Below are 12,615 nucleotides of genomic sequence, written 5' to 3' on the forward strand. Positions count from 1 at the left end.
GTCTACACCACTCAGTGGTGTAGACCTGTTGTAGCACGATGAAGGCCGCATAAGGAACCCGCGAATCCTGCTACCGGCGGGCTACCCACCGTGCCCGTCCGGGGCCGTCGACCGGAACCTTCCGCAGGCACACCGAAGAGCCCCCGGACCACGAGGTCCGAGGGCTCGAACAGCCGCCTCCAGCCTAAGCAATCACGGCTTCGCCGCGTCCTCCACCTCCTCCTCCGGCTCCCGCCCCGGAGTCCTCAGATCGAACTTCGTGATCGCGAAGCGGAAGATCACGTAGTACACCGCCGCGAAGCACAGCCCGATCGGAACGATCGCCCACGGCCGCGTCGCCAGGTTCCAGTTGATGACGTAGTCGATCAGCCCCGCCGAGAAGCTGAACCCGTCCTTCACCCCCAGCCCCCACGTCACCGCCATCGACACACCCGTCAGCACCGCGTGGATCGCGTACAGCACCGGCGCGATGAAGAGGAAGGAGTACTCCAGCGGCTCGGTGATGCCGGTCACGAACGACGTCAGCCCCACCGACAGCATCAGACCGCCCACCTCCTTGCGACGGTGCGGCTTCGCGCAGTGCGCGATCGCCAGCCCGGCGGCCGGCAGCGCGAACATCATGATCGGGAAGAAACCGGTGGTGAACTGGCCCGCGGTCGGATCACCCGCCAGGAACATGTTGATGTCACCGTGCACCACCGTGCCGTCCGGCTTGGTGTAACTGCCGAACTGGAACCACATCGGCACGTTCAGGAACTGGTGCAGCCCGATCACCAGCAGCGCCCGGTTGGCCACACCGAACACACCCGCGCCCCACGCGCCCAGGCCGTTGAGCCAGTCGCTGAAACTCTCCAGCCCGTCACCGATCGGCGGCCACACCCACAGGCACAGCGCCGCGAACACGATCGCCACGAACGCCATGATGATCGGCACCAGACGCCGCCCGTTGAAGAACCCCAGCCAGTCCACCAGCTTCGTACGGTGGAACCGCTGCCAGAAGTACGCCGCCGCCAACCCGATGGCGATGCCGCCGAACACCCCCGGATTCTGGTACGTGAACGCCGTCACCGTCCCGTCGGCCACCTGGCAGCCCACCATCGGCACCGCCTTCGACCCCTCCGGACAGTCCTCCGGGAACTGCCGCAGCACGTTGTAGTAGACGAGGAACCCCGCCACCGCCGCCAGCGCCGTCGACCCGTCCGCCTTCTTCGCCATCCCGATGGCCACACCCACACAGAACAGCAGCGGCAGTCCCAGCGAACCGTCCAGCAGCGCACCGCCCGCGCCCACCATCACCCTGGAGACGTTCGTCCAGCCCAGACCCTCGTCCCCGAACACGTCCGGCTGCCCCAGCCGGTTCAGGATGCCCGCCGCCGGCAGCACCGCGATCGGCAGTTGCAGACTCCGCCCCATCTTCTGCAGACCCTGGAACAGACGGTTCCAGCGTTCCCGCGCGGGAGAGACCGAACTCCCGGCGCCGGCGGCACTCTCGGCACTCATCCGGTCCCCCTCGACGAAAGCGGTGACGACGGGTTTGGCGGCAGTCCACCCGGTGGTGTAGACCAGTCGGAGGGACGGTTCCGCCGTCGTGACGCCATCATTCGGCACCCACGACAGGACCGCTCGCAAAGATGGGCCAACTGTGGGTTACTGCGACAAAGCGGTTCGGATCAGGGAGAACGAACATGGCCACCAAGGCTGAGAAGATCGTTGCCGGGCTCGGCGGCATCGACAACATCGAAGAGGTCGAAGGCTGCATCACCCGCCTCCGTACCGAGGTCGTGGACCCCGCCAAGGTCGACGAAGCCGCCCTCAAGGCCGCCGGCGCCCACGGCGTCGTCAAGATGGGCAGCGCCATCCAGGTCGTCATCGGCACCGACGCCGACCCCATCGCGGCGGAGATCGAAGACATGATGTGAAGCCCACGCTTCACCCAGGGGCCCCGTCCCGCCGAGGGAGGGGCCCCTTCCACATGTGGCGCTTCCGCGCACACCACTGACGCTAGGCTCAGCGCCATGTCTCGAATCGACGGCCGCACCCCCGAACAACTCCGCCCGGTCACCATCGAACGCGGCTGGAGCAAGCACGCCGAAGGCTCCGTCCTCGTCTCCTTCGGCGACACCAAGGTCCTCTGCACCGCCTCCGTCACCGAAGGCGTCCCCCGCTGGCGCAAGGGCAGCGGCGAGGGCTGGGTCACCGCCGAATACGCGATGCTGCCCCGTGCCACCAACACCCGCGGCGACCGCGAATCCGTCCGCGGCCGCATCGGCGGCCGCACCCACGAGATCAGCCGCCTCATCGGCCGCTCCCTGCGCGCCGTCATCGACTACAAGGCCCTCGGCGAGAACACCGTCGTCCTCGACTGCGACGTCCTCCAGGCCGACGGCGGCACCCGCACCGCCGCCATCACCGGCTCCTACGTCGCCCTCGCCGACGCCATCGCCTGGGCCCAGGGCAGGAAACTCATCAAGGCCGGCCGCAAGCCCCTCACCGGCACCGTCAGCGCGGTCTCGGTGGGCATCGTCGGCGGCGTTCCGTTGCTGGACCTCCGCTACGAGGAAGACGTCAAGGCCGACACCGACATGAACGTCGTCTGCACCGGCGACGGCCGCTTCGTCGAGGTCCAGGGCACCGCCGAGGCCGAACCCTTCGCCCGCGACGAACTCAACGCCCTCCTCGACCTCGCCGTCACCGGCTGCACCGAACTCGCTACCGCACAGCGGGCCGCCCTTGATACCGTCCTCGAAAGGTAAAGGGCAGACCAAGGACAGTGGCCGACGCGGAGCAACCGCGCCGGCCACCCCCGCGTCTGAACGAGTACGGGCGCACGGATCGACCCCGGGCGCCCGGCCAACGACCAGGGCCGCCGGGCGGCCCGACAAGGGGAGGGACCGTTCCATGGCCGCGAGCCGCCGACGCCGCACCACAGCCGTCGCCGCCACCCTGGCGGCCGTCGCGCTGACCGCCGGACTCACCACCGGCTGCGACGCCGTCGGCAAGGCACTGGACTGCGTCCAGACCGCCGACGCCATCGCCGACAGCGTCACCGACATGCAGCAGGCCGTCGAGAACGCGGGCAACGACGTCACCCAGCTCGAGGAGTCCCTCGAGTCCATAGACAAGAACCTCGGCGAAATAGGCGACAAGACCGACAACGCCGACGTCGGCAAGGCCGTCGACGACCTCGAGAAGGCCGTGGAGAACGTCCGCACCTCCATCCAGAACGGCGACGAGACCCCCGACATCAGCCCCGTCACCGACGCGGCCGGCGAACTCACCAAGGTCTGCACGCCGTAAGGACCCGCGCATGGGCCCGGGGATACTTGGGCCCATGACCCGCCTCATCCTCGCCACCCGCAACACCGGAAAGATCACCGAACTCCGGTCGATCCTCACCGACGCGGGCCTGCCCCACGACCTCGTCGGCGCCGACGCCTACCCCGACATCCCCGACGTCAAGGAAACCGGCGTCACCTTCGCCGAGAACGCCCTGCTCAAGGCCCACGCCCTGGCCCAGGCGACCGGCCTCCCCGCAGTGGCCGACGACTCCGGCCTCTGCGTGGACGTCCTGAACGGCGCCCCCGGCATCTTCTCCGCCCGCTGGTCCGGCACCCACGGCAACGACAAGGCCAACCTCGACCTGCTCCTGGCCCAGCTCTCGGACATCGCCGACGAACACCGGGGCGCCCACTTCGCCTGCGCGGCGGCCCTGGCACTCCCCGACGGCACGGAGCGAGTGGTCGAGGGCCACCTGACGGGCACCCTCCGCCACACCCCCGCAGGCACGGGCGGCTTCGGCTACGACCCGATCCTCCAGCCGGAGGGCGAGACGCGCACGTGCGCGGAACTGACGCCGGCCGAGAAGAACGCGATCAGCCACCGCGGCAAGGCGTTCCGGGCGCTGGTGCCGGTGGTGCGGGAGCTGCTCGGCTGAAGACTGGTGCGGCCGGAGGGACTCGAACCCTCACGGGAGTTACCCCACTGGGACCTAAACCCAGCGTGACTGCCAATTCCACCACGGCCGCCTGATGCTGCCCGGCCATGCTAGCGGCCGGGCAGCGGAGTCAGATGCCCAGATCCTTGATGATCTTGGCCACGTGGCCCGTCGCGCGGACGTTGTAGAGGGCGTGTTCGACCTTGCCCTGCTCGTCGACGACGATCGTGGAGCGGATGACGCCCATGTAGGTCTTGCCGTAGTTCTTCTTCTCGCCGTAGGCGGCGTAGGCGTCGAGGACCTGCTTCTCCGGGTCGGCGAGGAGGGTGACCTTCAACGACTCCGCCTCGCGGAACCTGGCGAGCTTCTCCGGCTTGTCGGGGCTGATGCCGATGACGTCGTAGCCGGCGCCGGCCAGCAGCTCCAGGTTGTCCGTGAAGTCGCAGGCCTGCTTCGTGCAGCCGGGGGTGAGGGCCGCGGGGTAGAAGTAGACGATGACCTTGCGGCCCTTGTGGTCGGCCAGGGACACCTCGTTGCCGTCGGCGTCGGGCAGGGTGAAGGCGGGGGCCTCGTCCCCGGGCTGGAGGCGTTCGCTCATCGGTCTGGATCTCCTCGTACGTACGCGCTGCGTGGATCGGATACCGGGATCGAGGGTAACCGGGGGTCCTGACAGTGCGCGGCGGCGTGGAACTGACAGACTGTCCGGCACGGGTACACAGGTATCAGTGGATTTCGGAGGCGGCACGGTGGCGGACACGGCGGACACCAGAACCCCGGCGCAGATCGAGGCGGACATCAGGCGCCGCCGTGCGGTGCTGGCCGAGACCCTGGACGAGATCGGTGTGCGGGTGCATCCGAAGACGATCGTGGGGGATGCCAGGGCCCGGGTCGTCTCGAACGTCGATCACACGCTGGGGCGGGCGTACGTCCGGGTCAACGGCGTGGTGAGTGACGTCAAGGCGCAGTTCGTGGACGAGGAGGGCTCGCCCCGGCTGGAGCGGGTCGTTCCGGTGGCGGTGCTGGTGGTGGGGGTCGTGGGGCTGCTGGCCTTCGGGTCCCGTCGGCGCGGGCGGTGACCCCGAGCGCGTGCGTTCGGGGCGGATGCAGGTAGGTTTCAGGACGTGAGCGCCAAGAGACACGAGCACGGTTCCCAGGACGACAAGCTGCCCATCCGGATGTTGCACGATCGCGTGCTCGTGCGGCAGGACACGAGTGAGGGCGAGCGGCGTTCCGGGGGCGGCATCCTGATTCCCGCGACGGCGGCCGTGGGCCGTCGGCTGGCCTGGGCCGAGGTGGTCGCGGTGGGGCAGAACGTCCGGACCGTGGAGCCGGGTGACCGGGTGCTGTACGACCCGGAGGACCGGGCGGAGGTCGAGGTGCGGGGGACGGCGTACGTGCTGATGCGGGAGCGCGATCTGCACGCCGTGGCCGCGGACCGTTTCGAGGGTTCCGAGGATTCGACCGGTCTGTACCTGTAGATCGGTGGTGGGAAGGGGCTGGTGACCGTTGTCACCAGCCCTTTTCCTGTTTTCGGGCTAGGGTGGGGGGACCCGAGAGGGCCCCGACGAGACGCGCCGTACCGGGGTGAAGGCAAAGACGACGCACCCCCGTTTCCGTTCGTGTCCCGGAGGTGCCTGTCATGGCCTGGGTTCTGCTTGTCGTCGCCGGTCTGCTGGAGGTCGGCTGGTCGGTGGGGATGAAGTACACCGACGGTTTCACCCGGCTCGTGCCCAGTGTGCTGACCGGCGCCGGGATCGTGACGAGCATGCTGTTGCTGTCGTACGCCGCTCGTACGCTGCCGATCGGTACGGCGTACGGGGTGTGGGTGGGGATCGGTGCGGCCGGGGCGGCGGTGCTGGGCATGCTGGTGCTGGGTGAGCCGGTGACGGCCGCGCGGATCTTCTTCATCTGTTTGTTGCTGGTGGCCGTGGTGGGGCTGAAGGCGACGTCCGGGCACTGAGCGGCGGGCGGGATGTGCCGGATCTCGCCGTGGGGCGGGAGACCGGGACAAACGGTTGCGGCGGCCGCGTGTGCGGCCGCCGCTTTCCCGTCGGTACACCGGATACCGTATCGACCGAATGGTCTCCGGAATCCGTGTTACCCACGGGAATGGCGCCTTTATGGAACCGTGAACCCTAGCTGTACTGCACGTAAAGGGTCCAGTGGATTCCCACTTTGTTCTGTCCGATGTCGCAGCGGAAGTTGATGATCTGGCCCTGTTGGGCCATCACGTTGCCCCTCGTCTGGCACGCGGTCGGCGTGGAGAAGTTGGCCACCGGCGTCCAGCGGGGGGTGGTGGCGGCGGAGGCGGTGCCCGCGGTCAGCGGTATGGACACGAGGGCGGTACCGAGCGCGAGACCGGCGGCGGCACGAGTGCGCCAGGACTTCATCAGTTTCCCCACATTTCATCAATGCCACGGGTGTAGATGCTGCGTACGCCGCAGGGGGGCGTCTGCGGGAAACGTAGACCGTGCGACACCCGGAGAGCAACCTCTTCCCGAAAAGATCGCGCACGCGGATCCGATGGCGCTTTATTCCGCGAAGTAATTGCGAAACGGAGGGAGATGATTTCCACCGCCGGGTGAACTCGAAGGGTAATTCCAGCATGGTGGGATTGAACTCGTGATGTCGTTCTCGGCGGTCAGGGGACGGGCCCTCTAGTCCCAGCGGCCGTTCTGGATGAGTGAGCCGGTGAGGCCGCCCGGGCCGGGGTCGTCGTCTCCGTTGGCGTCGCCTTCGCCGGTGTCGCCTGTGGTGGCTCCGCTGTCGTCTTCCGTCCCGCCGCCGGTGGTGCCGCCGGCGGTCTGTCCCTGGGGCTGTTCCTCTTCGTCCTGGCCGGTGGACTCCTCGGCCGGCGCCTCGCCGCCGCCGTCGCTGCCGCCGCCGTCGCTCGGGTCGCCGGAGGACGACGGTCCGGTGCTGGAGTCGCCGGGGGGCGGCTGGGTCTTCCAGGCGCCGGGCTGGAGGCGGAGGTTGAAGGCCGTGACGGGTACGTCCTTGAGGGCTTCGCGGGTGTACTGGCCCCAGATCTCGGCGGGGGCGCCGCCGCCGTTGATGCGGGGCAGGCCCATGGCGCCGTAGAGGGGTTTGTGGCCGGCGGTGACGGGGTCCTGGCCCATGACGGCGACGACGGTGGCGAGGTCGGGGGTGTAGCCGGCGAACCAGGCGGCGGTGTCCTCCTCGGCGGTGCCGGTCTTGCCGGCGGCGGGGCGGCCCGCGGTCTGGGCGGCGGTGGCGGTGCCGCTCTCGACGACGCCGCGCAGGACGGAGGTGGTGGTGTCGGCGGCCTGGCGGCTGACGGCCTGGCGGGTGTGGCGGTCGGGCAGGTCGATGTTCCGCCCGTTCTGGGTGACCTTCTCGATCATCGTGTAGTCGCCGTGTTTGCCGTGGTTGGCGAGGGTGGCGTACGCCTCGGCCATGTCGAGGACGCTGGCGGTGGCGACACCGAGGGCGATGGAGGGTCCGGCGTCGGAGAGGCTGGGGGTGTTCTCGGACAGGCCGAGGTCGATGGCGGTCTGCCGGACCTTGTCGGGGCCGACGTCGACGGCCATCTGCGCGTAGACGGCGTTGACGGACTTGTCGGTGGCCTCGCGGACGGTGATGTCGCCGTAGTCGCGGTGGTCCTCGTTCTCGGGGGCGTAGCGGTCGCCGGGCCAGCCCTGGACGGGGCGTTCGCTGGTGCCGTCGTAGACGGTGTTGGGGGTGATGGGGCGGCCGTCGCGGGTGCGAGAGCCGTTCTCGACGGCGGCGGTGAACACGAACGGTTTGAAGCTGGAGCCGACCTGGAAGTCCCGGCGGGTGGCGTTGGGGGTGTACTGCTTGACGTAGTCGATGCCGTTGTACAGGGCGACGACCTTGCCGGTCTTCACGTCGACGGAGGCGCCGCCGGCGCGGACGTAGGTGTCGACCTCGCGGTTCTCCTTGTCGAGCCGGTCCATGAGTTTGTCGTTGACGGCGTCGACGAAGGCGTCCTGCTTGTCCTTGTGCAGGGTGGTGGTGATGCGGTAGCCGCCGGTGTCGAGGGTGTCCTCGTCGACGATGTCGTTCTGGACGAGCTGGTTCTTGACGATGTTCACGATGTAGCCGCGCTGCCCGGACAGGCTGGTGGAGACGGTGCTCCGCTGGGGCATGGGGAAGGTCAGGCCGGCGCGTTCGGAGGTGCTGAGCCAGCCTTCGTCGACCATGCCGTCGAGGACGTAGTTCCAGCGGTCCTCGACGGTGTCGCGGTTCTCGGGGTGGGTGATGACGTCGTACTGGCTGGGGGCGTTGACGAGGGCGGCGAGGTAGGCGGCGCGGCCGGCGTCGAGTTCGGAGGCGTCGATGCCGTAGTAGGCGTGGGCGGCGGACTGGATGCCGTAGGCGCCGCGGCCGAAGAAGCTGGTGTTGAGGTAGCCCTCGAGGATCTGGTCCTTGGTCTGTTCGCGGTCGAGTTTGATGGCGATGAAGAACTCCTTCACCTTGCGGGTGACGGTCTGTTCCTGGCGGAGGTAGTAGTTCTTCACGTACTGCTGGGTGATGGTGGAGCCGGACTGTCTGCCCTTGCCGGTGGCGGTGTTCCAGGCGGCGCGGACCATGGCCTGGGGGTCGATGGCGGACTCGGTGTAGAAGTCCCGGTCCTCGGCGGCGAGGACGGCGTGCCGGGCGTCCTCGGAGATCTGGGAGAGGGTGACGTTCTCCCGGTTGACGTCGCCGTCGCGGGCGATGACGGAGCCGTCGGCGTAGAGGTAGACGTTGGCCTGCTGGGTGGCGAGGGCGTTGGCGGCGGGGATCCGTACGAGGTGGTAGCCGAGGAAGAAGCCGCCGATGACGACCGCGGCGGCGACGAGGAAGCCGCCGAGGAGCATGCGCCAGGTGGGGAGCAGCCGGCGCCATCCGGTGCGTTCGGGCCTCTTCGTGGCGGCGGCCGTCTGGGGCTTTCTCGGTGCCCAGCCCTTTCCGGGCTGCTTCCCGGAGTGCTCCCCGGGCTGCTTCCCGGGCGGCTGCGGCTGCGGCTCGTCGCTCATGTCGTGCACGGACTCCTGTTTCGCCTGGCTTGTTCCACTACGCCGTGGTGTGTGCCTCTTATTGAAGACTGTCCCATCCGGTGGCGCGTCCCCGCCGACGCCGCGCGTGGCGCGCGTACGCGGCTTGTCACACACATGGCCCCAACGAAAACGCGTGGCCGGGGACGTGGCGGGCGCACTAGGCTCCTGCGCTTCGGTGCCGGAGGCGGGAGGAGGGCGGGGCGTGGGCTCGGCGCGGTTGTATCTGGCCGTCGCGGCGGGGGGTTTCCGGCGGTACGCGTCGTACCGGCTGGCGACCGCTGCCGGGGTGTTCACGAACACGGTGTTCGGGCTGATCCTGGTGTACACGTATCTGGCGCTGTGGGACGAGCGGCCGGGGCTCGGCGGGTACGACCAGGCGCAGGCGGTCACGTACGTGTGGCTGGGGCAGTGTCTGTACGCGACGCTGGCGATCCAGGGCGGGGGCGCCGAGAAGGATCTGATGGAGCGCATCCGTACGGGTGAGATCGCCGTCGACCTGTACCGGCCGGTGGATCTGCAGCTGTGGTGGCTGGCGGGTGACGTGGGCCGGGCGGCGTTCCAGATGCTGGGGCGGGGGGTGGTGCCGTTCGTGTTCGGTTCGCTGTTCTTCACGATGGCGCTGCCCACGGAGGTCATGCCGTGGCTGGCGTTCGCGGTGACGCTGCTGCTGGCGGCGGTGGTGAGTTTCGCGATCCGCTATCTGGCGGCGTTGAGTGTGTTCTGGCTGATGGACGGCAGGGGTGTCGGCCAGGTGCTGATGATCACGGGGGTGTTCTTCTCGGGCATGGTGCTGCCGCTGAACGCCTTCCCGGACGGGCTGGGTGACGTGGTGCGGGTGTTGCCGTGGGCGGCGCAGTTGCAGGTTCCGGCGGATGTGCTGATGGGGGAGACGGATCCGCTGGGGGCGTTCGCGTTCCAGGCGGCGTGGGCGGTGGCGCTGCTGGCGGCGGGGCGGCTGTTGCAGTCGGTGGCGACGCGGCGGGTGGTGGTGCAGGGTGGGTGAGCACGGTGTGCTCGTGGAGGGGGTGCGGGCCTACGGGCTGATCGCCGGGATGTGGGTGCGGTCCGGGATGACCTACCGTACGTCCTTCGTCTTCACGGTGTTCGGGAACCTGCTGGTGACCGGGCTGGACTTCGTGGGGATCCTGCTGATGTTCTCGCAGGTCGACTCGTTGGGCGGCTGGTCGCTGCCGGAGATCGCCCTGCTGTACGGGCTGTCGGCGACGGCGTTCGGGATCGCCGACCTGGTGCTCGGTTCGATGGACGTGCTGGGCGGGCGGATGCGGGACGGCTCGTTCGACGTCCTGCTGGTGCGTCCGGTGCCGGTGCTGGCGCAGGTCGGCGCGGACCGTTTCGCGGTGCGCCGGCTGGGCCGGATCACGCAGGGCGCGGTGGTGCTGGGCTGGGCGCTGGTCGCGGTCGACGTCGACTGGAGTGCGGTCAAGGTGCTGCTGGTGCCGGTGATGGTGGTCAGCGGCGCGGCGATCTTCTCGGCGGTGTTCGTGGCGGGCGCGGCGTTCCAGATCTTCGCGCAGGACGCGGCGGAGGTGCAGAACGCGTTCACGTACGGCGGGAACACGCTGCTGCAGTATCCGCCGAGCGTGTTCGGGAAGGACCTGGTGCGCGGGGTGACGTTCATGCTGCCGCTCGCCTTCGTCAACTGGGTACCGGCCGCCTACGTGTTGGAGCGGCCTTATCCGATCGGTCTGCCGGGCTGGGCGGCCTTCGCGTCGCCGCTGGTGGCGGTGGGCTGCTGTGCGCTGGCGGGTCTGGCGTGGCGGACGGGTCTCAGGTCGTACCGGAGCACGGGGAGTTGACGGACGGTGGATGACGTTTTCATCGAACTCGACGGCGTGGAGAAGGTCTTCGACGTCCGCAGGAAGACCGGTTTCCTGAAGCGGGAGCGGCACCGGGTGCGGGCGGTCGACTCGATCTCGTTCACGGTGGCGCGGGGCGAGATGGTCGGCTACATCGGCCCGAACGGTGCCGGGAAGTCGACGACGGTCAAGATGCTGACGGGGATCCTCACGCCGAGCGGCGGCCGGCTGCGGGTCGCCGGGATCGACCCGTCCCGCGAGCGGACCCGGCTGGCGCACCGCATCGGGGTGGTGTTCGGGCAGCGTACGACGCTGTGGTGGGACCTCCCGCTGATCGACTCGTACAAGCTGATGCACCGCATGTACCGCATCCCGGACGCCCGGTACCGGGAGAACCTCGACCGGCTGACCGAACTCCTCGACCTGGGAGAGCTGTTGGACGTGCCGGTGCGCCAGCTCTCGCTCGGCCAGCGGATGCGCGGGGACATCGCGGCGGCGCTGCTGCACGACCCGGAGGTGCTCTACCTCGACGAGCCGACGATCGGCCTGGACGTCATCTCCAAGACCAGGGTGCGGGACTTCCTGCGGCAGTTGAACGCCGAACGGGCCACGACGGTGCTGCTGACCACCCACGACCTCCAGGACATCGAGCAGTTGTGCTCACGGGTGATGGTCATCGACCACGGCCGGCTGGTGTACGACGGTCCGCTCGCCGGGCTGCACGAGGCGGGGGAGAGCGAGCGGACGCTGGTGGTGGACCTGGAGCGGGAACTCCCGCCGATCGAGGCGCCGCCGCCCGCGCGGGTGGTACGGGTGGAGGGGCCCCGGCAGTGGCTGGCGTTCCCTGCGTCGGCGTCGGCGGCCGAACTGGTGGCGCGGATCGCGGCACGGTACCCGTTGGTGGACCTTTCGGTGCGGGAGCCGGACATCGAGGCGGTGATCGCCAGAATGTACGAGGAGCGAGCCGGACGGGCCCTCTCGTAGCCGTGCGGCGGAGACAACTCGTAGGCTGCTGGTATGACCGACGACGCAGCCGCCCCGGACCTCCGCGCCTCCGACGCCGACCGTGAACGGGTCGCCGAGATCCTGCGGGACGCCCTCGCGGAGGGCCGCCTCGACATGGAGGAGTTCGAGGAGCGGCTGGACGCGACGTACAAGGCGCGCACGTACGGGGACCTGACGCCGATCACCCGCGACCTGCCGGACCAGGGGGCGTCCGTACCGGCGGTGTCCCTCACCAAGCAGCCGGAGCGGAGCGGCGCTTGGGGGGACAGGATCGTCGGCGGCGACGACTCGGGCACGTCGTCGTGGGCGGTGGCCGTGATGTCGGGCTTCCAGCGCAGGGGCAGGTGGACGGCGCCGCGCCGTTTCAACTGCTTCGCCTTCTGGGGCGGCGGGGAGATCGATCTGCGGGAGGCGTACTTCGCGGACCGCGAGGTCGTCATCAACGCGGTCGCGATCATGGGCGGGGTGGAGGTCATCGTCCCGCCCGGCGTCGAGGTCGTCGTGCGCGGCATCGGCGTCATGGGCGGCTTCGACCACCGTGAGGAGGGCGTACCGGGTGAGCCGGGCGCCCCCCGCGTGATCGTCACGGGCTTCGCCTTCTGGGGCGGCGTGGGCGTCGACCGCAAACTCCCCCGCGCGGAGAAGCAGCGCCTGCGCGAGGAACGCCGCAGGGAAAAACTGGAACGCAAACAGGAACGCCGCAGAGAACTGGAGACCTCCCTCCAGGACCACCTGAACCCGCACTCCCGGACCCGCCAGGAACAACACGAGCCACACGGCCGAGACGACCACTGACCCAGCCGGCCCGACACCGTCCCAGCCGGCCCGGCCCCAT

The 12,615-nt window shown here is 69.2% G+C and carries 15 protein-coding genes, 1 tRNA gene and 1 riboswitch; of the genes, 11 read left to right on the forward strand and 5 right to left on the reverse strand.

Translation table 11 applies throughout. From position 1 onward, the window contains the following. Positions 1 to 192: 192 nt before the first annotated feature. Positions 193 to 1,500 carry a PTS transporter subunit EIIC gene (locus tag ACFV5H_RS18185; RefSeq protein WP_385195754.1) on the reverse strand — a complete coding sequence of 436 codons (1,308 nt, stop codon included), beginning with the start codon at positions 1,498 to 1,500 and terminating at the stop codon, positions 193 to 195. Positions 1,501 to 1,685: 185 nt separating this feature from the next. Here ACFV5H_RS18185 and ACFV5H_RS18190 point away from each other — a divergent pair, with 185 nt between their 5' ends. The 4 genes from ACFV5H_RS18190 to rdgB all read left to right on the forward strand — a co-directional run bounded on the left by ACFV5H_RS18190 (position 1,686) and on the right by rdgB (position 3,934). Then, positions 1,686 to 1,919 carry a glucose PTS transporter subunit EIIB gene (locus tag ACFV5H_RS18190; RefSeq protein ID WP_030868674.1) on the forward strand — a complete coding sequence of 78 codons (234 nt, stop codon included), beginning with the start codon at positions 1,686 to 1,688 and terminating at the stop codon, positions 1,917 to 1,919. Positions 1,920 to 2,015: 96 nt separating this feature from the next. Then, positions 2,016 to 2,753, forward strand: a complete 738-nt coding sequence (gene rph / locus ACFV5H_RS18195) for a ribonuclease PH (RefSeq protein ID WP_385053084.1) — start codon at positions 2,016 to 2,018, stop codon at positions 2,751 to 2,753. Between the two features lie 145 nt (positions 2,754 to 2,898). Continuing rightward, on the forward strand, positions 2,899 to 3,297 hold the full coding sequence (locus tag ACFV5H_RS18200) for a hypothetical protein (protein ID WP_385053087.1): 399 nt from the start codon (positions 2,899 to 2,901) through the stop codon (positions 3,295 to 3,297). Positions 3,298 to 3,331: 34 nt separating this feature from the next. After that, complete coding sequence (rdgB, locus tag ACFV5H_RS18205) at positions 3,332 to 3,934, forward strand: RdgB/HAM1 family non-canonical purine NTP pyrophosphatase (protein WP_385053089.1); 603 nt, start codon at positions 3,332 to 3,334, stop codon at positions 3,932 to 3,934. Positions 3,935 to 3,938: 4 nt separating this feature from the next. Here rdgB and ACFV5H_RS18210 read toward each other — a convergent pair. Together ACFV5H_RS18210 and bcp are read right to left on the reverse strand one after the other, a co-directional pair. Next, positions 3,939 to 4,025: transfer RNA gene (locus ACFV5H_RS18210), tRNA-Leu, on the reverse strand. Positions 4,026 to 4,064: 39 nt separating this feature from the next. After that, positions 4,065 to 4,532, reverse strand: coding sequence for a thioredoxin-dependent thiol peroxidase (gene bcp, locus ACFV5H_RS18215; RefSeq protein ID WP_385053091.1), 468 nt, complete (start codon positions 4,530 to 4,532; stop codon positions 4,065 to 4,067). A 148-nt stretch (positions 4,533 to 4,680) separates the two neighbouring features. Here bcp and ACFV5H_RS18220 point away from each other — a divergent pair, with 148 nt between their 5' ends. The 3 genes from ACFV5H_RS18220 (at position 4,681) to ACFV5H_RS18230 (ending at position 5,894) form a co-directional block, all read left to right on the forward strand. After that, the gene (locus ACFV5H_RS18220) at positions 4,681 to 5,010 is read left to right on the forward strand and encodes a DUF3618 domain-containing protein (protein ID WP_385053128.1); all 330 of its coding nucleotides are present in this window, start codon (positions 4,681 to 4,683) and stop codon (positions 5,008 to 5,010) included. Positions 5,011 to 5,055: 45 nt separating this feature from the next. Continuing rightward, the gene (locus ACFV5H_RS18225) at positions 5,056 to 5,412 is read left to right on the forward strand and encodes a co-chaperone GroES (RefSeq protein ID WP_004930971.1); all 357 of its coding nucleotides are present in this window, start codon (positions 5,056 to 5,058) and stop codon (positions 5,410 to 5,412) included. A gap of 66 nt (positions 5,413 to 5,478) precedes the next feature. After that, positions 5,479 to 5,540, forward strand: a riboswitch (guanidine-III (ykkC-III) riboswitch). A 33-nt stretch (positions 5,541 to 5,573) separates the two neighbouring features. Beyond that, complete coding sequence (locus ACFV5H_RS18230) at positions 5,574 to 5,894, forward strand: multidrug efflux SMR transporter (protein ID WP_085574012.1); 321 nt, start codon at positions 5,574 to 5,576, stop codon at positions 5,892 to 5,894. A gap of 175 nt (positions 5,895 to 6,069) precedes the next feature. On the opposite strand, the gene ACFV5H_RS18235 is transcribed toward ACFV5H_RS18230, so the two are convergent. Together ACFV5H_RS18235 and ACFV5H_RS18240 are read right to left on the reverse strand one after the other, a co-directional pair. Beyond that, positions 6,070 to 6,324: a hypothetical protein gene (locus tag ACFV5H_RS18235; RefSeq protein WP_385053094.1), complete on the reverse strand. Its 255-nt coding sequence runs from the start codon at positions 6,322 to 6,324 to the stop codon at positions 6,070 to 6,072. Positions 6,325 to 6,591: 267 nt separating this feature from the next. Beyond that, positions 6,592 to 8,937, reverse strand: a complete 2,346-nt coding sequence (locus ACFV5H_RS18240; RefSeq protein ID WP_385195757.1) for a transglycosylase domain-containing protein — start codon at positions 8,935 to 8,937, stop codon at positions 6,592 to 6,594. Between the two features lie 223 nt (positions 8,938 to 9,160). Between ACFV5H_RS18240 and ACFV5H_RS18245 the strand changes: the two genes are divergently transcribed. Genes ACFV5H_RS18245 through ACFV5H_RS18260 form a run of 4 tightly spaced genes read left to right on the forward strand, consistent with a single transcriptional unit; the run spans position 9,161 to position 12,575 of the window. Beyond that, positions 9,161 to 9,961 carry an ABC transporter permease gene (locus ACFV5H_RS18245; protein ID WP_385195760.1) on the forward strand — a complete coding sequence of 267 codons (801 nt, stop codon included), beginning with the start codon at positions 9,161 to 9,163 and terminating at the stop codon, positions 9,959 to 9,961. Positions 9,962 to 10,010: 49 nt separating this feature from the next. After that, a complete protein-coding gene (locus ACFV5H_RS18250; RefSeq protein WP_385195900.1) occupies positions 10,011 to 10,775 on the forward strand; it encodes an ABC transporter permease in 765 nt (254 codons plus the stop codon). Positions 10,776 to 10,781: 6 nt separating this feature from the next. Continuing rightward, positions 10,782 to 11,759, forward strand: a complete 978-nt coding sequence (locus ACFV5H_RS18255) for an ATP-binding cassette domain-containing protein (protein WP_385053106.1) — start codon at positions 10,782 to 10,784, stop codon at positions 11,757 to 11,759. 33 nt (positions 11,760 to 11,792) lie between these two features. Further along, positions 11,793 to 12,575, forward strand: coding sequence for a DUF1707 domain-containing protein (locus ACFV5H_RS18260; RefSeq protein ID WP_385053109.1), 783 nt, complete (start codon positions 11,793 to 11,795; stop codon positions 12,573 to 12,575). Positions 12,576 to 12,615: the final 40 nt, after the last annotated feature.

This window comes from Streptomyces sp. NPDC059787, assembly GCF_042732315.1.
GTDB lineage: Bacteria > Actinomycetota > Actinomycetes > Streptomycetales > Streptomycetaceae > Streptomyces > Streptomyces atrovirens.